This window comes from Methylomonas rivi, assembly GCF_024505165.1.
In the GTDB taxonomy this organism is placed as follows: domain Bacteria; phylum Pseudomonadota; class Gammaproteobacteria; order Methylococcales; family Methylomonadaceae; genus Methylomonas; species Methylomonas rivi.
Map to the genome: position 1 here is coordinate 1 of NZ_JANIBK010000079.1, position 17,213 is coordinate 17,213.

A 17,213-nucleotide genomic window follows, 5' to 3' on the forward strand; every position below is an offset into this window, starting at 1 on the left:
GCCCTGGCGTCCGCCGCAGGCGCCGCAGTCGTGCGCCGCTTCGTGCGGATTGTTCTGGCTGGTGGAACCGTGCCCCATCAAGGCCACGATGGGAGCGAACCCCCGGGTCAAGCCGGTCGTCCTTAAAAACTGCGCTACCCGGTCGGCCTGCTCCCGGTCGGTAAAGCCCAGCCGGGGCGCCGCCGGGCTGGCGGGAGAGGCCGGGGTGTCGGCGTTGACCTGCAATTGCGTGGCAACCGCGGGTACCAGCCAGTGTTGCCAAGCTTGTTCCAGCCGGCGTTGTTGGGTCGGCCAAAACGATTTGCCCAGCAGGCGCAGTAATTGAATCGGCGCCAGCAGGTATTGCAGCGGATAGGCCCAAACCGGATTGCGGCGCAGGGTTTGATATAGCCGATAGGCCAAGCCGTCCGCGCGATGCAGACCCTTGCGGTGGGCCGCCAGCTGTTTTTCCTGGCCGGGCCGGGCGACTTCGTCGATCCGGTGTGCCGGCGTAACCACCACCGGGCACAAGGGGATAGTGTCATGCGCGTCCAAGCCGCGGTAATGCATGGCGATGCCGAAAAATCCGGCGACGCCCAAGGTTTCGATGGCGGGGTTGAGTTCTTCCAAATGGCGGCGAAAACTTTCCTCGCGTTCATCCATGCAAAAATAAATTTGCGCCCGCGGCCGGCTGTCGCGGCGCAACCAGCGGCCGCGATTATGATTGGCATGCAAGGCCTGCAGCAAATCCTGCCGGTAGTGCCGTTCGTACGCATCCAGCCAGACCTGTTGTCGGTGATTTGCGGTGAATTCTTCGATAAGCGCCAGCCAGTTCAGCAATTGCGTTTTCGTCAATGGCCCCACGTCTTCCGCGGTAAGGCCCAAGTCTTGGCAAAGCCGAAACAACTGCCAACCATGCGAGCTGGCGTGGATGTCGCCGGCGAGGTCGCTTAACGGACTGTGTTGCCAGGTATGGATGCGGGTGGTCAGTAGCCGCCAAGGGTAACTGTCCCGGGGATTATCGGCCACCAGACTTTGCCCGGCCTGTTGCAGATATTCCGGCAATTGCCCGCTAAAAACAGCGTGTCTGACGCTGAATTCGGCGCTGTTTTTCTGGAAATAAGCCTGCAGTTTGTCCAGCCGCGGCGCGCAGCGCCATTGTTCCCGGCACAGCGGTTGCAGGTACAGTCCGTCCAGCATCAGCCGTATCGCCAAATAGTCCGCCAGCAGCGGCCGGCCGGCGTCCGCCCGGTAGTCCTGATGGGTTTGCCGCCAGTTGATCAAGCCCGACCAGCCGGGTAGCTCCAACGCCAGCCTTTCTAAATAGCCGGCCCAACGCTCGCGGGGAATCCCCGCCGTTTCCAACTGAAAGACAATGGCATCGACCGCGGTTTCGGGCAAGCCGGCGGCCGGATTTTCCCACTCGGCCAAATCCTGAAACAGCGGGTCCATGTCATGGGCTAGCAGTTGCAGCCAAGCTTTATAAAGGCCCAGCGATTGCCGTTGCGGCAAATGCCAGGCTGCCAGGCCTTCGTCCAACACGGACGCGCATACTTTGATCAATCGCGGCCTTACGCTTTCCAGAATATCGGTGCCGGTTAAAGCCATCAGCAGGCCGCGTAGGGTCAGGCCGTCGCCGACTTGCTCGAATAAAGCCCGCACCGCCAACAATTCCTGCTCTCGGCGCGTGGACGGTTGGTCAACACCCGCATTGGCCAGCCAGCTTTCGGCTTGTTCGCGGCTCAAATCCAACAGTTGTTCCGGGTGCAAATCGGGCAGGGCCAATTCAAGCCGATCCAGCACGGTTTCCCATAGTGCTCGCGCGTCCGGCTGTTGCAGCAAGTCCGATTCCCGCAGTTGCCAAGCTAATTGCGCGGGGTTTAGCGGCGACAAGTCGCTGAGCATGGCCTGCCGATAGAGTTGCCGGCGCGTCAGGTTTTTATGCGGCCAGCCGCACTCTTCAACCTGGCCGGCTTCCGCGAAATGCTGGCTCAGGGCCGCGTCGATGTCCGCGTCATTGATGCGGCCCTGGGCATAATATTGACGGAATTGCTCGGCGGGCAAATAACAGTCGATGCCGGTCAAGGCGGTGAATTCCGCCAAGGCCTGCTCGAAGGGCAGATGCTGAAAACCGTGCAGGGTATTATGGTGGACGAAATCATGTATCGGCGCCTGGCCGGGCAGCACGTGATCCAGATGTTCGATGGCATCCAGAACGATTTGCCGTTTCGGGTCTTGCGCTGGCGTGTTCAAGGTAAACGCTCTCCAATCACAGACAGCATGCGCGCCACCGTTGCCGTGGATAATTCAATCAACGGCCCGGGCAGCAAGCCGAACAAGACGATGCCGGCCACCAAAATGCCGGAGGCCATCATTTCCAGCGGCCGCAAATCGGCGATAGACTGCATCTGCGGCTTGACCGGGCCGGTGAACAGCAGGCCTATCGTGCGCATGGCGTAAGCGGCGCTGATTAAAATGCTCAGGCTGAAAAACACCATCAGCCCGCTCCATTGCTGAAAGCCGCCGATCAGGGCATGCAGTTCGGCGATAAAACCCACCGAACCGGGCAAGCCCATGGCCGCCAGCAAGGTCAGGGTGGTGAAGGCGGCAAAGCGCGGCATGACCTGCACCAGGGAACTGTAGTCCTGAATGTTGCGGGTATGGGTGCGTTCGTACAGCAAGCCCACCAGTAAAAACAGCGCGCCGGCAATCAAGCCGTGGGCGGTCATTTGCAGGATGGCGCCGGTGAAGCCGGTCTGGTTCAGCGCGGCAATGCCCAGCAGCACCACGCCCATGTGGCTCAAGGACGAATACGCTACCATGGCTTTCAGATCGCGTTGCCGCCAGGCCAGCAGGCCGCCGTAAATCATGCCGAACAGGGCCAGAAACAGCAAAACCGGTTGCAGTAATTGCGCGGCTACCGGCAACATCACGACCGTGCGCAACAAGCCGTAAGCGCCCATTTTCAACAAGATGCCCGATAGCAAAATGCTGATGGGGCTGGGCGCTTCCACATGCGCCAGCGGCAACCAGCCGTGCAAGGGAAAGATCGGCATTTTGACGCCGAAGCCCAACAGGAAGCCCAGCAATACCAATACCTGCTCCAGTACCGGCATGCTTTGCGCGGCTTGGCCCATCGAAACCATCAGCGAGCCTTGGTGTTCCAGGTCGTATTGGCTGATGGCCAACAGGCTCAGCAACATGAATACCGAACCGCCCATGGTGTAGAGCACGAAATTCAAACTGGCGGCATGCCGGCGCTTGCCGCCCCAGCGGTCGATCAAGAAATACAGCGGGATCAGCGTCACTTCCCAGAAGATGTAGAACAAGGCCCAGTCCTGGGCCATGAACACGCCCAGCATGCCGAATTCCAACAGCAGTACGCAGATGTGGTAACCCTTGACGCCATCGTTAATGGAAAAAGACGCCAACAACGCAATTGAGCTGAGCAGGGTGGCCAGTACCAGCATGGGCATGGATAAGCCGTCTACGCCCAAGGCGTAAGCGCTGCCCAATTTGGGGTTGAGCGGGTAAAATTCGCTGAATTGCATGGCGCTGTCGGCGGCGTCGAAGCCGAACAGCACGCTACAGGCGAGCAGAAACGTGCCTGTCGCCGCCGCTAAGCTGATTTGCCTGATCAAGCCGTGTCTCTGCCCGGAAACCGGAGCCAGCAGCAGTACGCCCAGGGCCGGGGTCCAAAGCAGGGCACTCAATATTGCCATGGTTAAAAGAAGTTGAAGTCGCGTTGGGCGGGTATTTTAAGGGTATTTGGTTGAAATAGGCCAATTTTACGACAAATTGGTTTATTTGAACCGAATCCTGTCAGCCAAGCGTTTGCCGGATGTTGTCCAAATTTCGGAGGTGTAAAGAAATTTTATGCGTTTTGCGGGTTCGATTTCGCAAAGCACCGCGCATCGTGTAATCTTACCGGCCACAAAATCGGACTAATCCGGGAGCGGGCCAATAAGCTTGCCATGACAGCATTGATTTCAACACCGCAAAATTTGCCCATGCCCGCCGCGCGCGCTAAACCATGCACATTCATCTGATCGCCGTCGGCAACAAAATGCCGGACTGGGTGCGGCAAGGCTATAATGAATATGCAAAACGCTTGCCGCGCGAATGCGAGTTGGTGTTGAAGGAAATTGCGCCGGATAAACGCCGCGGCGGCGATATCGACCGGATTACCCGGGAAGAAGGAGAACGCATGTTGGCGGCCTTGCCGCCTCGGGCGCATGTGGTCACGCTGGATATTCCGGGAAAACCCTGGACTACCGCCGATTTGGCGAAAGCGCTGGAACGTTGGTTGGGTAACGGCCAGCCGGTGGCCTTGATGGTGGGCGGGCCGGAAGGCTTGTCGCAACAAGTCCGCGATGCAGCGCAGGAATCCTGGAGTCTGTCGCCGCTGACATTCCCTCATCCGCTGGTACGCATCGTCGTGGCTGAACAAATCTATCGGGCCTGGAGTCTGATGAACAATCACCCTTATCACCGTTAAGCGTATGAAGCCACAGCTTGTGCTTGCCTCCGCGTCGCCGCGCCGCAGCGAATTATTGCAACAAATCGGCATTTGCCATGTCATTCAGGCGGTGGATATCGATGAAACGCCATGGCCGCACGAGTCGCCGCTGGCTTACGTGGAGCGGGTGGCAAACGAAAAGTCGGCGGCCTGCCGGGCCTTGCGTAGCGACGACCTGCCGGTGCTGGCGGCCGACACCAGCGTGGTTTGCGACGGCAGGATCATGGGTAAACCCGAGAACAGGCCGCATGCGGTCGAAATGCTGACGCTGCTCTCCGGCCGCTCCCATCAGGTGTATAGCGCGGTTTCGCTACGCGGCGACGGGCACTGGCAGGCGGTGAGCGTCAGCGAAGTGACTTTCCGGACTTTGGACCAGAGGGAAATCGACGCGTATTGGGAGACCGGCGAGCCTTGCGACAAAGCCGGCGGCTATGCCATACAGGGTTTGGCCAGCATTTTTATCGAATCGATTACGGGCAGTTTTTCCGGCGTGATGGGCTTGCCGCTGTTTGAAACCGCACAATTATTAGCCAAACAAGGGATTAGAGTCATCGCATGAGTGAGGAAATCTTAATAAACGTTACCCCGCCGGAAACCCGGGTAGCGGTGATTGAAAACGGCGTGTTGCAGGAACTGATTATCGAGCGGGTTCGCCAAAAAGGCCTGGTCGGCAATATTTATAAGGGCGAGGTGTGCCGGGTGTTGCCGGGCATGCAGGCGGCTTTCGTGGATATCGGCTTGGATAAGGCCGCCTTTCTGCACTTGTCGGATTTCAACAGCCAGGAACTGGCCGACGGCTCGGAAAATATCGAACATTATCTGAAGGAAGGCCAGAAAATCGTGGTGCAAGTTACCAAGGATCCCTTGGGTAACAAAGGCGCGCGGCTGACCACCGATATTTCCATTCCGTCGCGGTTTCAGGTTTACATGCCTTACGCGGCCAATTCCGGCGTGTCCCAACGCATCGAGAGCGAGGACGAACGGGTTCGCTTGCGCGCGTGTATCGAAAATTATCTGCAAAAACACACGGTGCCGGGCGGCTTTATTGCCCGAACCGCCGCCGAATGCGTGGAAGAGGTGATTTTGTTTTCGGACATGACGTTTCTGCATAAGCTCTGGGAATCGATACTGGACAAAAGCAAAAAAGCCAAGGTCAAATCGCTGATTCACGAAGACCTGCCGCTCAGCATGCGCACGCTGCGCGACCTGTATAAAGAGGGCGTCGAAAGAGTTCGGGTCGATTCCAAGGAAACCTTTTTGCGCTTGGTGGAGTTCGCCGAGACTTTCGTGCCGGAAGTGGTGCCGGTGATCGAACACTATTCCGGCGAACGGCCGGTGTTCGATATTTACAATGTCGAAGACGAAATCACCAAGGCGCTGGACCGCAAGGTCAAGCTGAAATCCGGCGGTCATCTGGTGTTCGACCAGACCGAATCGATGACCACGGTGGATGTCAACACCGGCGGTTATGTCGGCGGCCGCAACCTGGAAGAAACCATCTTCAAGACCAATCTGGAAGCGGCGCAGACTATTTCCCGCCAGCTGCGCCTGCGCAATCTGGGCGGCATCATCATTATCGATTTCATCGACATGCAGAGCGACGACCACAAAAAACAGGTGCTGACCGCTTTGCAGCGCAATCTGGACAAGGATCACGCTAAAACCAAAATCACCGAGGTGTCCGCGTTGGGCCTGGTGGAAATGACACGCAAGCGGACCCGCGAAAGTCTGGAACATATTTTGTGCGAACCCTGCTCGACCTGCGGCGGCCGCGGGGTGCTGAAAACCGCCGAATCGATTTGCCTGGAAATTTTCCGCGAAATCATCCGGGTGGTGCGGCAATACAGCGTGCAGCAAATTTTGGTATTGGCTTCCGAACAGGTGGTGGAAATGTTGTTGGACGAGGAGGCCGACATGCTGGCTGAACTGGAAGTGTTTCTGAAGGTGGCGATCAAGATCCGCGCCGAATCGGAATACAATCAGGAACATTATGACGTGGTGCTGTTGTAGCCCCTGAATTACGTGATCGTTCATCTTACCCGCGCCACTCGCCATGTATTGTTTTGGTCGCTGATTGCAGTGGCCGTGCTGATGAGTGCCGCGCGGATTTTTCTGGCCGATATCGATGCCTATCAGGCCGAACTGGAACAAAAAATTCGCCGGATCAGCGGCATTCCGGTGCATATCGGTTCGCTGGAAGCGGGGTTGCGCGGTTTTAATCCGGAAGTGATTTTAAAGGGCATCAGCATCGAGGCCGCGGACCCTGCAAGCAAACCGGACATTCAGCTGAGGGAAATTCGCCTGGGGATCGATTTTCTGGCTTTACTGCTGAGCCGGGATTGGCTGTCGGCCAGCCGGGTCACCTTGGTGGGCGCCGACATCGGCATTATCCGCCGGGAAGACGGCAGCCTGATGTTGAAAGGCCTGCAGGCTAGCGACGAACCGCCTTTATGGCTATTGCAGGGCGGCAAATACGAAATTCTGGATAGCCAAATCACTTGGCAGGATTTGAAACGCCACGGCAAACCGGTACATTTCGACCGCTTCGACTTGGTGCTGAAAAATCATTATTTCGACCAAAGCCACGAAGTGCATTTGCTCAGCACGCTGCCCGAGCAATACGGCGACAGCTTGCGTATTTCCGCCGATATCACCGGCAATATTTTCGAGCCCGATAATTTTGCCGGCCAAATCTACCTGGAAGGCACGGATTTGCAGGCGTCCGCGCTGGTGACCGGCGATTTGCCGTTGGGTTTTAATCTGCAATCGGGGGCAGGGGATGTCCGGGTCTGGAGTTTGTGGCGTAACGCCAGCCCTTATCAGGTAGACGGTTATATTCAGGCCCAACAGGTCAAGATCAGCAAAAACCAAGGCAAGCCTATCGCGCTGGATACCTTCGAAGGCAGTTTCAGCTGGAGCGACGAGGAGGGCCGTTGGCGCTTGGCCGGTTACGATGTCAATGTGTTCGCCAATCAGCAGCGTTGGCCGGACGGGGCCTTTTATTTGCAACAAGACCCGCAGGGTAATCTGGGGGCCGTCATCAAGCAACTGGATTTACCCGCCGCTATGTATCTGGCGCCTTTATTGGTGCCTACCGACCATGACTATGCCGATTACCTGACGCTGAACCCCAAGGGCCGTTTGCGGGATGTCAGTCTGTTTGTCAGTAGTGATTTTTCGCGCTACGCGGCTCGCGGCAGTTTTAACGATTTGGGCGTGGAACATTTCGGCGCCATTCCGCAAATCAAGCATGTTAGCGGCGAAATCAGTCTGACCGATCAATACGGGCAGGTCATGCTCGACACCGAGAATGCCCAATTCGATGCCTCGGACTGGTTTAGAAATCCGTTGGACGTCAAACGGCTGCGCGGTACCCTGTACTGGTGGCAAACCGGGCAGGCCTGGCAATTTCGCGGCCGCGACTTGGCGATCGAGAGCGCCGACTTTGCCGGGCTTGCCCAGCTCGATCTATGGCTGCCCAAAAGCCAGGCCTCGCCCGTCCTGGACCTGACGCTGGCCTTCGGTGAATTTAACGACATCAGCCAGGTGCCGAAATATCTGCCCGCCAAAATCATGGGCGAGGGTGCCGTCGACTGGCTGGACGATGCTTTTATCGGCGGCCGAATCAAGCGCGGCGAGCTGGTGGTGAAAGGCGCGCTGGACCAGTTTCCGTTTCTCGACGGCCAAGGCCTGTTTGAAACCGTGTTCGCCATCGAAAACGGCGAGATACAGTTCAACGAAGATTGGCCGCATCTGCAGAATGTCTATGCCGACGTGCAGTTTTTGGGGGAAGACCTGCAGGTGTCGATATTGGAAGGCCGTAGCGAGAAAGTCGATATAGACCAAGCCGTGGTGACGATTCCCGCGCTGGCCGACAGCGATCATGTCTATGTTTGGGGGCAGGTGCAGGCTAAAGTCATGGACAGCCTGGCCTTTCTGCAAAAATCGCCGCTGAAATCCAACATAGACCCGGTCGTGGAACTGCTCAACGGTTCCGGGAAGGTCAAAGTGGATCTGGATTTGAAAATCCCTTATTACGAAACCGATCCGGTCAAAGTCAAGGTCGACGCCCATCTCGATGGCGCGCAATTGACCGTAAAGCCCATCGCTTTAAATGTGGAGGCCATCAAGGGCGTTTTGACCTTTACCGAGGATCGCATCAGCAGCAGCCGGCTGGATGCCCGCGCCCTGGGGTACCCGCTGCAAGGCCGGTTGAGCAGCGATGCGCAAGCCACTTATCTGGATATCGACGGTGTTACCAGTATCGATAAATTGCAAAAGCAGTTCAGCTTTTTGCAAAGCGATGTCGCCAAGGGCAAGTTTGCCTATGCCGGCAAACTCATCCTGCCCTACGAACAGTCCTTGCCGGGTTCGTTACGCATCGGCAGCGATCTGAAAGGCGTCGCTATCGATAGCCAGCCGTCGCTCAGCAAAACGGCAGCGGAAGAGCGGTCGTTAAATTTGGCGTTTCAATTCGAAGACGGTTCCGAATTGCCGTTGCAACTAAGTTACGGCAGCGAGCTCAGCGGCTATTTTTTGATCGATAAGAAGCAGGAGATGTTGCGATCCGGCCACATCGTTTTCGGCCAGGGCCAGGCCGGCCGATTCGAGGAGACCGGATTGAAACTGGATATTCGCCAGCCCAGCTTTAATTTGTCGCAGGCGGCCGGGGCATACGGCGGCAACGCCTCAAGCCGTTTGCCGGCTTTGCGGGAAGTGTCCGTCGATACCGAACAGCTGGTTTGGCAAGGTCAGGCCTTGGGGCCGTTGCACGGCCGAATGCGGTTCGGCGACCGGCATTGGCAAGGCAGCATCGACAGCGCCATGGCCAAGGGCCGCTTTAGCATACCCGAACAGCTCCATGCTAATCAGCCTATCGAGCTGGATATGGATTTTCTGAATCTGTCCGCCATGGACAAATTTAATCTGGAACACGCCGACGAAGCCGTTACCGAGCTGCCGTTGATCGATATCGACAGCGTTCAGCTGTTATGGCGCGGGGTCAATCTGGGCGCGCTGTTGTTGCAAACCGAGCGGGTCGGTAACGGCATCCACTTCAAGACCGTTCAATTGCAGAGCGGTAAACGTAAAATCAATCTAACCGCCGATTGGTTGAAGCAGCCGACCGGTACCGTTACTCAAATCAAAGGTACGCTTCAGGCCGAAAAATTTGGCGACCTGCTGTCTCAATTGGCCTTTAGCGACGATTTCAAGGAAACCAGCGCCGACATCGGCTTCAAAGGCGGCTGGCGCGGCGGGCCGCATCAGTTTTCCCTGGACAGGCTCAACGGGGTGCTGCAACTCGACCTGAAGGACGGCCGTATTTCCAGCATAGAGCCCGGCTTCGGCCGCTTGCTGGGACTGATCGCCATGGAGCAATGGGTGAAACGGTTGAGCCTGGATTTCAGCGACGTTTACCGGCAAGGCCTGGCCTTCGATCAAATCAAGGGCCGGATCAAAATCAAGGACGGCTTGGCCTTTACCGACGATTTGACCGTGGATGCCGTGGCCGCCAATTTTTACTTGGCCGGCTACGCCAATCTGGCAGCCAAGACCCTGGACCAGCGGGTGGCGGTGGTACCCAAGAGTTCCGGCGCGGTGCCCATTGCTGGTACAATCGTGGGCGGTATCGCCAGTATCATCACCCAGGTTGTGACCGACGATTATAAAGAAGGCTATTTTTTCGGTTCGCAATATAAATTGTCCGGTAATTGGGGGGACATCAACGTGACCCCGCTGCACGATGAGGACGGTTTGGTGAACAAGACCTGGCGAGGGCTGACCGATTTCGGTTGGTTGGACTCCATTACAGAATGATGCGAATGCTTCGGTGCCTATGCGGGTTTCCGGGCGGCGCGAAAGAATAATAACTAGCAAAGGAATACACTATGACAATCTGCGCAGCGATTCAGATGGCGTCGGGTCCGCAAGTCAATGCCAATCTTTTGGAAGCCGAAAAACAAATCGCCGACGCCGTCAAGGCGGGCGCCAAACTGGTGGCCTTGCCGGAGAATTTTGCCATCATGGGCATGAACGAATACGACAAAGTCAATGTGCGGGAAGCCGACGGCCAAGGGCCTATTCAGGAGTTTCTGGCTAGCGTGGCCAAAAAATACGGCGTGTGGGTGGTCGGCGGCACCATGCCGATGGCCGCGCATGCGGACAACAAAGTCCGCGCGGCTTGTCTGGTTTACGACGACCAGGGACAACGGGTGGCTCGGTACGACAAGGTGCATTTGTTCGACGTCAGCGTACCGGATACCGCCGAGGAATACCGGGAATCGGATTCCGTGGAGGCCGGCGAAGCATCGTGCGTGATCGACACGCCGTTCGGCCGCCTGGGCATTGCGGTGTGTTACGACCTGCGTTTTCCGGAGTTTTTCCGGCCCATGACCCGCAAGGGGCTGGATATTGTCGTGATACCGTCGGCGTTTACCTCCAAGACCGGCGCCGCGCACTGGGAAGTGCTATTACGGGCGCGGGCCATCGAGAATCTGTGCTATGTAATCGCGCCCAATCAAGGCGGTTTCCATGTCAACGGCCGCCAGACCTACGGCCATAGCATGATCGTCGACCCTTGGGGCGTGGTGCTGGATTGCTACAAAACCGGCCCCGGCTTTGTGTCCGCCGATGTCGATAAAAGCCGTCTGGAAAAAATGCGCGCCGCTTTTCCCGCTCTCGAACACCGCCGCTTTTTTTGCGAGTAAGAAATATGTCGAAACACCTGATTATCGGTTTGCCCATGCTGCTTTTGTTGGGTTGCGCGGACACCTCGGACAGGTATCGCGACACGCACCAGCTGGAATTGCCGCCGGAGCTGCCGATTGAGCACACGCATGCCCAACCCGCCGTAGCGCCGGACGATTTGCAACCCAAGGCCGCCAAAACTTCGCCGCTGGAAAATCTGATGGATTTCAAGGACGACGGCGAAAAACCGCTGTTGACTCTGAAAACCCGCCCCGACCGGGCCTGGGAAATGGTGGTGGTGGCGCTGAAAATCAGCAATATCGAAGTGTTGGATAAAAACCGCGAGGAAAACCGTATCCAGGTTCGTTTCGATCCGGATACCGGCGGCCGGGAACCCAGGGTGTTGGATGTGTTCTTTAATGACGATTACGCCGAAGCCGAATATACCATCAGTTTAAAAGAAGACATTACGGGCATGGCCGTCAATGCCGTTCTCGGCAAGCCCGATAAACTGGAATACGGCGAAGACGGTTCCGCCCACCTGTTGCGTCTGCTGCATAAAACCATCGATGAAAAAATTATTCATCGAGAGCAAAACAAACCCGAGGAGGAGTAAAGCCTCCGCTTAGGCTGCGCCGCGTTGCCAATGGTCCGATTTGCCGCCGCTTTTTTCCAGCAGGCGGACCGATTGGATGACCATGCCGCGGTCCACCGCCTTGCACATGTCGTAAATCGTCAGCAGGGCAATCTGGGTGGCGGTCAGGGCCTCCATTTCCACGCCGGTCTGGCCGTTGGTTTTTACGGTGGCGACGCAACGCACCCGGTTGAATTCCGGCTCGGGCAGCAGTTGGATGTCCACGTGGGTCAACGGCAGCGGGTGGCACAGCGGAATCAGGTCGGCGGTTTTCTTGCTGGCCATGATGCCGGCAATCCGGGCAATGCCCAGGACATCGCCTTTTTTGTGATTGCCTGCCATAATCAAGGCTAAAGTGTCCGGCAACATTTCAATCGTTCCTTCGCACACCGCGATGCGCTGCGTGACGGCCTTTGCGCCGACATCCACCATGTGGGCTTCGCCCGCGTTATTAAAATGCGTGAGATTGGGTTGAGTCATGATCGAAGCGGGCGACGAAAAATTCACATTGTATTATCGGGTAAACAACCATGTCGATTAAAGTGCGGTATTTTGCCAGTTTGAAGGACAGCGTCGGCCGCGGCGAAGACGAGTTGCATGTCAGCGATCCCTTGGCCGTGCATGCCGTCTGGCAACGGCTCAATCCCGATTTTGCCATGCCCGATGCGGTGTTGGCCGCCGTGAATATGGATTACGTCGCCTTGGACGCCTTGGTTACGGACGGCGATGTGCTGGCGTTTTTTCCGCCGGTCACCGGAGGCTGATATGTCCATCAAGCTGTGCGAGCAGGCTTTCGATCCCTGGCGGGAAATAGCGTCCTATCAGGCCGGCTTGGCGAGTCTGGCCGGCAAATACGGCGCTACCGGCGTCTTTGTCGGCAGCATGCGCGATTTCAATCGGGGCGACGGCGTCAAAAGCATGTTTCTGGAACATTATCCAGGCATGACCGAAAAACAGCTGCAACACATCGTCGAGCAAGCCCAAGCCCAGTGGCCCATTTTGGAAAGTCTGGTAATGCACCGGGTGGGTTGGGTCAAGCCGGACGATGCGCTGGTAGTGGTGGCGGTATGGTCCGCGCAACGCGGCGATGCTTTCGACGCCAGCCGATTCATCATGGAAAATCTGAAAAGCCGCGCGCCGTTCTGGAAAAAGGAGGTACTGGCTTCCGGCGCGGAACGCTGGGTGGAAAAAAATACCGACGGTTACCAGCGCCAGCCCGGTTAAAATCCCAGCGAACTCGCTTTAATGGCCCGAATGCGCGGGCGGTTCCGAGGTTACATCCTGTCTGCGTAAAACATAGCGGCGGGCCTGCTCGCCGGTGACGAGATTGCCGTTTTTATCCAGTTCGGTCAGGGTGTTGTCGCCGATCAGATATTGCCTGCTGGTTTCGCCCTTGCGCGGCGTCAGGATAATGGTGTTGTTTTTTTCGCCCCAGGTGAATTTGCCTTTTTCCACATGGTCTCGCGGCGATTTGCCAGTGTATTGGTAAATCAAGACATAGGTGTTGTTTTTGTTCAGGGCCAGCGAAGTCTTAATGCCATAACAATCCTCGCAGGGCAACAGGCCGTTATAAATACCTGGCCAGTCCAGGCTTTTGTGATTGTGGTGGGCGTCGGTTTCCGCCTTATCGGTTTCGGCAAATACCGGGGCGTGGCCGAAAATGGCGGCCAGAAACAGCGATAGGCTGAGTATTTGTTTGAACGCTTGTCTCGTTGTATGCATAGTTACTCCTCGGCAAAGCCGCGATGATAATAAATCAAGATGGATGGAATGTTTCGAACCCCTAATGGGCCTGGCGTTCGTTTGTGGTCAATGTGACGGCCCTATCCCATGGCGAGGCCGGTACAGGACCCATGCCCGGCGTTTATTGTGGCATAGCCGGGCAATGCCGGCCGACTAAGTGAACGGCCGCCGTTGAAGGCTTAGGGTTTCGTCAAAAATAACATCCCCGTATTTTCGGTAAGTTGTTTCCAACCATATCCTTACCTAAGACCCGTTACGTTATCCTTCGGCTTAAATTCAAACAACGGCCCGGATTTTACTAGCCGTTTTGTCCGGTCCGATGGCTGATATAGCTGCGGGCGATTTTACGTAAGCCGTTGGCGGAAATTTCCAAGCCGAAAGGCGAGCCTATCGATTCCAGTTCGTACATCAGATCGGTGGCGGCGATCAAGGTCAGGTAGCGCAGGCCTTCGGCGCCGGGTAGTTGTTTGGATACCTCGCGCAATAACGGGGCCAATTCATCCCAGGATTCGCTGATAAAAACGCGTACCGGGTCGTTGCCGTCCTCGTGGTCGCTGCTCAAACCCTGTTCGAAGGCGCGGCCGGCTTTTTGTAACACAGTATGTAAGGTGTCGCGATTGTCGGCCAAATCGCCGGTCAGCGGAATTTGGTCGATGCCTTTGTCCAGGGAGGCTTGCCAGTTTTGCCAGACGGTTTGCCATTGCTGCAATTCATCGGCGTTCAAGGCGGCCACGGGGGCATTGTCGGTGGGTTTGACGTTGGCGACAAAGCCCAGGTTGAGCACTATGGCGTTGCTGTCGGCCTTGACGCTGTTGAAGCGCAGGCTATTGACCGAGTCGTGCAGCTGCTCGCTGTCTTCCGCCGGCACATAGGGCAGCAGTGTTTTGACGATGTCGCCGCGGGATTCGTTGAGGTCTATCTTTAAATCGGCCAGGCGCGGGGCGACCACCTGTTGCAGCAGGTCTTGCAACTGATTGATGTCGAGCTTTTGGCCGTTGCCGTCGAAGGCATTGGTGCTGGTAACCGGAAAGCTCAAGACATTGCCGGTTTTATCCAAAGTGGGTTTTTGCAGGGTTTCCAGAATGCCGCTCCACTTGACCAGGGTCATGCATTTGCCGGCCATTTTGGCGCCGAATTGGGCGTGTACGTTGTTGTCGATTTTTACTTGCCCATTAACCCCGGCGATTTGCGGGTTGGACAGGTCCAGAAAACTGCATTGCTTGCCGTCCTGCCATAGGCGGGCGGTCTGGCCGGGACCGGTAAATAACTGGTTGAGCAGCACGTTGCGGATCAAGCGGTAATCCATGGGAACCGGGACGTTGATTTCGCGGGCCAGGCCGGTGCCGGACAGTAACAGACCGATGGCAATCAATAGCGGGCGTATTTGGGGCATGGTTTATTCCTCGATAAGGTTGGCGGCGCCGCGATAAGCCGAGGATATCGGGTAACGGCGGTCGCGGCCGAAGGCTCTGGGGGTGATGCGAATGCCGGGCGGCGATTGGCGGCGTTTGTATTCGTTACGGTCGACCAAGCCGATGGCGCGCTGTACCGTCGCCACGGGATAGCCCAAGGCCACGATCTCATCGGCGGATTTATCCTGTTCGATGTACAAAGCCAAAATCGGATCCAGTACCGCATACGGTGGTAAAGAGTCTTCGTCCTTTTGGTCGGGCGCAAGTTCCGCCGACGGCGGCCGGACGATGACGCGCTCCGGAATCACGGGTGAAAGGGTGTTGCGGTATTCGGCCAGCTTGTACACCAGCAGTTTCGATACGTCCTTCAACGGCGCAAATCCGCCGGCCATGTCGCCGTACAGGGTGGCGTAACCGACGCTCATCTCGCTCTTGTTGCCGGTCGTCAGCAATAATTTGCCCTGTTTGTTTGATAGCGCCATCAATAACACGCCGCGGCAACGGGCCTGGATATTTTCCTCGGTGGTGTCTTTTTTACTGCCGGCAAACAGCGGCGCCAGCATGTCGTTAAAGGCGTGTACGGCCGGTTCGATGGGAATGGTGTGGTGCTTGACGCCCAGGGCCTCGGCTTCCAGTCCGGCATCTTCGTTACTCATGTCCTGGGTATAGCGTGACGGCATCAGTACCGCTTCCACCTTGTCGGCGCCCAGCGCATCCACCGCCAAAGCCAACACCAGGGCGGAGTCGATGCCGCCGGACAGGCCCAAAATCGCGCCTTGAAAACCGTTCTTGCGCACATAATCGCGGATGCCCAGCACTAGGGCCTTGTATTCGCTGATCACCGGTTGATAGAGCGGGGCGATGTCTGCCGGCCGGGGGGCGTTATCGGTAAATTCCACGATGCCGAGCTGTTCGGCAAATTCCTCGGCGCGAAACACGATCTCGCCCCGGCTGTCGGCCACGAACGAGGCGCCGTCGAAAATCAGCTCGTCCTGTCCGCCGACCTGGTTGACGTATACCAACGGCACGCCGGCGGCTTTGACTTGGGCGCAAACGACGTCTTCGCGCTGTTGCATCTTGCCGGCATGAAACGGCGAGGCATTTAGCGTCAGAACGATGTCGGCGCCGGCATCGCGATTTTGGGCGATGATGCCGGCATGCCAGATGTCTTCGCAAACCGTTAGCGCCAGCCGGGTGTTGCGGATGCTGAACAAACAGGTGTGTTGGCCGGCCGTAAAGTAGCGTTGTTCATCGAATACGCCGTAATTGGGCAGCGCCTGTTTATGATATTCGGCGATCACTTGGCCGTTACGCAACACCGCCGCGGTATTGTAAAGATACTGCCCGATTCGCCGGGGATACCCGATCACCGCGTCAATGCCGTGCAGTTGCGCGGTCAACGTCTCGACGGCCTGCCGGGTTTGCCGGATAAAATCCTCGCGCAGCAATAAATCTTCCGGCGGATAGCCGGTGACGCAAAGCTCGGGAAATACGATGATGTCGGCAAATTGCTGCTTGGCCCGTTCGGCGGCGGCAATGATCTTGGCGCTGTTGGCCGCTATGTCGGCAACGCTGAAGTTAAGTTGGGCGAGAGCGATTTTTAAGGACATGCTGATCGGCTGGCTTTAAGTGTGTTATGCGGCTTGTTGGTGATGCGCGCCGATCAACATGCTTTCGATGCTCAAATGATAGTCCAGTGTCGGCCACTCAATGCCGGTTGCGCCACAGATGAAATGATAATTGACTCGGTCGCATTCATCGGCCGCCATTAGTTCTTGGTACCAATCCAGCGGTGTCGAAATGATGCGGCCGTCGGCTAACTCGACATGCAAATATTGGTTGTCCATGCGTATCGCTTTACCGCTGATTAAAGTAGTCATTCCAGGCCTCCGTAAATGTTTGTCTATGGGTTTGGGCGATTGCCAACGCCTGTTTCAAGTCTTTTGGTTTAAAAGTATTGCGAGCACTTTCAAGGTTGCCAGTTCGATTTTTGCATATTCATCACCTTTGCTGATGTGAATATGCATGGGTTCGTGTTCGTTAGCGTAAAAGAAAAACTTGAAGCCATTTACATTTAATAATGTAGGCATGGGGTTCGTTAAAAACATCCCCGCATCGCCGTCCCAATATCCGACGGCGAACTGACCATCCGCACGCCGGCGGCCGCCATGGCGGCAATCTTACCCGCCGCGGTACCCGTACCGCCGGTGACGATGGCGCCGGCATGGCCCATGCGCTT

General features: G+C 56.8%; 16 protein-coding genes and 1 pseudogene. 8 read left to right on the forward strand and 9 right to left on the reverse strand.

Annotated elements, in window-relative coordinates; translation table 11 throughout:
- A partial coding sequence (locus tag NP596_RS13780) for a putative inorganic carbon transporter subunit DabA (RefSeq protein WP_256615959.1) occupies positions 1 to 2,232 on the reverse strand: 2,232 nt, incomplete at its 3' end.
- Positions 2,229 to 3,701 carry a complex I subunit 4 family protein gene (locus tag NP596_RS13785; protein ID WP_256615961.1) on the reverse strand — a complete coding sequence of 491 codons (1,473 nt, stop codon included), beginning with the start codon at positions 3,699 to 3,701 and terminating at the stop codon, positions 2,229 to 2,231. The genes NP596_RS13785 and NP596_RS13780, both read right to left, overlap by 4 nt.
- A 311-nt stretch (positions 3,702 to 4,012) precedes the next feature.
- On the opposite strand from NP596_RS13785, the gene rlmH reads away from it, so the two are divergent.
- From rlmH to NP596_RS13815, 6 genes are all read left to right on the forward strand, one after another.
- A complete protein-coding gene (gene rlmH / locus NP596_RS13790; RefSeq protein WP_256615963.1) occupies positions 4,013 to 4,477 on the forward strand; it encodes a 23S rRNA (pseudouridine(1915)-N(3))-methyltransferase RlmH in 465 nt (154 codons plus the stop codon).
- A 4-nt stretch (positions 4,478 to 4,481) separates the two neighbouring features.
- The gene (locus NP596_RS13795; protein ID WP_256615964.1) at positions 4,482 to 5,057 is read left to right on the forward strand and encodes a Maf family protein; all 576 of its coding nucleotides are present in this window, start codon (positions 4,482 to 4,484) and stop codon (positions 5,055 to 5,057) included.
- Positions 5,054 to 6,508, forward strand: coding sequence for a ribonuclease G (rng, locus tag NP596_RS13800; RefSeq protein WP_256615965.1), 1,455 nt, complete (start codon positions 5,054 to 5,056; stop codon positions 6,506 to 6,508). Before NP596_RS13795 ends, rng begins: the two co-directional genes overlap by 4 nt.
- A 12-nt stretch (positions 6,509 to 6,520) precedes the next feature.
- Complete coding sequence (locus NP596_RS13805) at positions 6,521 to 10,315, forward strand: YhdP family protein (protein WP_256615966.1); 3,795 nt, start codon at positions 6,521 to 6,523, stop codon at positions 10,313 to 10,315.
- Positions 10,316 to 10,386: 71 nt separating this feature from the next.
- Positions 10,387 to 11,205, forward strand: a complete 819-nt coding sequence (locus NP596_RS13810) for a carbon-nitrogen hydrolase family protein (protein ID WP_256615967.1) — start codon at positions 10,387 to 10,389, stop codon at positions 11,203 to 11,205.
- A 5-nt stretch (positions 11,206 to 11,210) separates the two neighbouring features.
- A complete protein-coding gene (locus NP596_RS13815; protein ID WP_256615968.1) occupies positions 11,211 to 11,801 on the forward strand; it encodes a hypothetical protein in 591 nt (196 codons plus the stop codon).
- 9 nt (positions 11,802 to 11,810) lie between these two features.
- Here NP596_RS13815 and moaC read toward each other — a convergent pair whose 3' ends face one another.
- A complete protein-coding gene (gene moaC / locus NP596_RS13820; protein ID WP_256615969.1) occupies positions 11,811 to 12,299 on the reverse strand; it encodes a cyclic pyranopterin monophosphate synthase MoaC in 489 nt (162 codons plus the stop codon).
- A gap of 50 nt (positions 12,300 to 12,349) precedes the next feature.
- Between moaC and NP596_RS13825 the strand changes: the two genes are divergently transcribed.
- Positions 12,350 to 12,583: a MoaD/ThiS family protein gene (locus NP596_RS13825; protein WP_256615970.1), complete on the forward strand. Its 234-nt coding sequence runs from the start codon at positions 12,350 to 12,352 to the stop codon at positions 12,581 to 12,583.
- 1 nt (position 12,584) lies between these two features.
- Entirely contained in the window at positions 12,585 to 13,043 is a 459-nt protein-coding gene (locus NP596_RS13830) for a molybdenum cofactor biosynthesis protein MoaE (protein WP_256615972.1), read from the forward strand.
- A gap of 18 nt (positions 13,044 to 13,061) precedes the next feature.
- Here NP596_RS13830 and NP596_RS13835 read toward each other — a convergent pair whose 3' ends face one another.
- From NP596_RS13835 to NP596_RS13860, 6 genes and pseudogenes are all read right to left on the reverse strand, one after another.
- A complete protein-coding gene (locus tag NP596_RS13835; RefSeq protein ID WP_256615973.1) occupies positions 13,062 to 13,541 on the reverse strand; it encodes a copper resistance protein NlpE in 480 nt (159 codons plus the stop codon).
- A 319-nt stretch (positions 13,542 to 13,860) separates the two neighbouring features.
- Positions 13,861 to 14,955 carry a hypothetical protein gene (locus NP596_RS13840; RefSeq protein ID WP_256615974.1) on the reverse strand — a complete coding sequence of 365 codons (1,095 nt, stop codon included), beginning with the start codon at positions 14,953 to 14,955 and terminating at the stop codon, positions 13,861 to 13,863.
- A 3-nt stretch (positions 14,956 to 14,958) separates the two neighbouring features.
- Positions 14,959 to 16,584, reverse strand: coding sequence for an NAD+ synthase (locus NP596_RS13845; protein WP_256615975.1), 1,626 nt, complete (start codon positions 16,582 to 16,584; stop codon positions 14,959 to 14,961).
- Positions 16,585 to 16,608: 24 nt separating this feature from the next.
- A complete protein-coding gene (locus tag NP596_RS13850) occupies positions 16,609 to 16,854 on the reverse strand; it encodes a DUF2442 domain-containing protein (protein ID WP_256615976.1) in 246 nt (81 codons plus the stop codon).
- Positions 16,855 to 16,908: 54 nt separating this feature from the next.
- Complete coding sequence (locus NP596_RS13855; RefSeq protein ID WP_256615977.1) at positions 16,909 to 17,064, reverse strand: DUF4160 domain-containing protein; 156 nt, start codon at positions 17,062 to 17,064, stop codon at positions 16,909 to 16,911.
- Positions 17,065 to 17,072: 8 nt separating this feature from the next.
- Positions 17,073 to 17,213 (reverse strand): annotated as a pseudogene (locus NP596_RS13860) (succinate--CoA ligase subunit alpha); the annotation flags it as partial.

Bases quoted from the DNA above. Each gene is read 5' to 3' on its own strand.
- NP596_RS13785 (WP_256615961.1), bottom strand. From the start codon at position 3,701: ATGGCAATATTGAGTGCCCTGCTTTGGACCCCGGCCCTGGGCGTACTG.
- rlmH (WP_256615963.1), top strand. From the start codon at position 4,013: ATGCACATTCATCTGATCGCCGTCGGCAACAAAATGCCGGACTGGGTG.
- NP596_RS13795 (WP_256615964.1), top strand. From the start codon at position 4,482: ATGAAGCCACAGCTTGTGCTTGCCTCCGCGTCGCCGCGCCGCAGCGAA.
- rng (WP_256615965.1), top strand. From the start codon at position 5,054: ATGAGTGAGGAAATCTTAATAAACGTTACCCCGCCGGAAACCCGGGTA.
- NP596_RS13810 (WP_256615967.1), top strand. From the start codon at position 10,387: ATGACAATCTGCGCAGCGATTCAGATGGCGTCGGGTCCGCAAGTCAAT.
- NP596_RS13815 (WP_256615968.1), top strand. From the start codon at position 11,211: ATGTCGAAACACCTGATTATCGGTTTGCCCATGCTGCTTTTGTTGGGT.
- moaC (WP_256615969.1), bottom strand. From the start codon at position 12,299: ATGACTCAACCCAATCTCACGCATTTTAATAACGCGGGCGAAGCCCAC.
- NP596_RS13825 (WP_256615970.1), top strand. From the start codon at position 12,350: ATGTCGATTAAAGTGCGGTATTTTGCCAGTTTGAAGGACAGCGTCGGC.
- NP596_RS13830 (WP_256615972.1), top strand. From the start codon at position 12,585: ATGTCCATCAAGCTGTGCGAGCAGGCTTTCGATCCCTGGCGGGAAATA.
- NP596_RS13835 (WP_256615973.1), bottom strand. From the start codon at position 13,541: ATGCATACAACGAGACAAGCGTTCAAACAAATACTCAGCCTATCGCTG.
- NP596_RS13840 (WP_256615974.1), bottom strand. From the start codon at position 14,955: ATGCCCCAAATACGCCCGCTATTGATTGCCATCGGTCTGTTACTGTCC.
- NP596_RS13845 (WP_256615975.1), bottom strand. From the start codon at position 16,584: ATGTCCTTAAAAATCGCTCTCGCCCAACTTAACTTCAGCGTTGCCGAC.
- NP596_RS13850 (WP_256615976.1), bottom strand. From the start codon at position 16,854: ATGACTACTTTAATCAGCGGTAAAGCGATACGCATGGACAACCAATAT.
- NP596_RS13855 (WP_256615977.1), bottom strand. From the start codon at position 17,064: ATGCCTACATTATTAAATGTAAATGGCTTCAAGTTTTTCTTTTACGCT.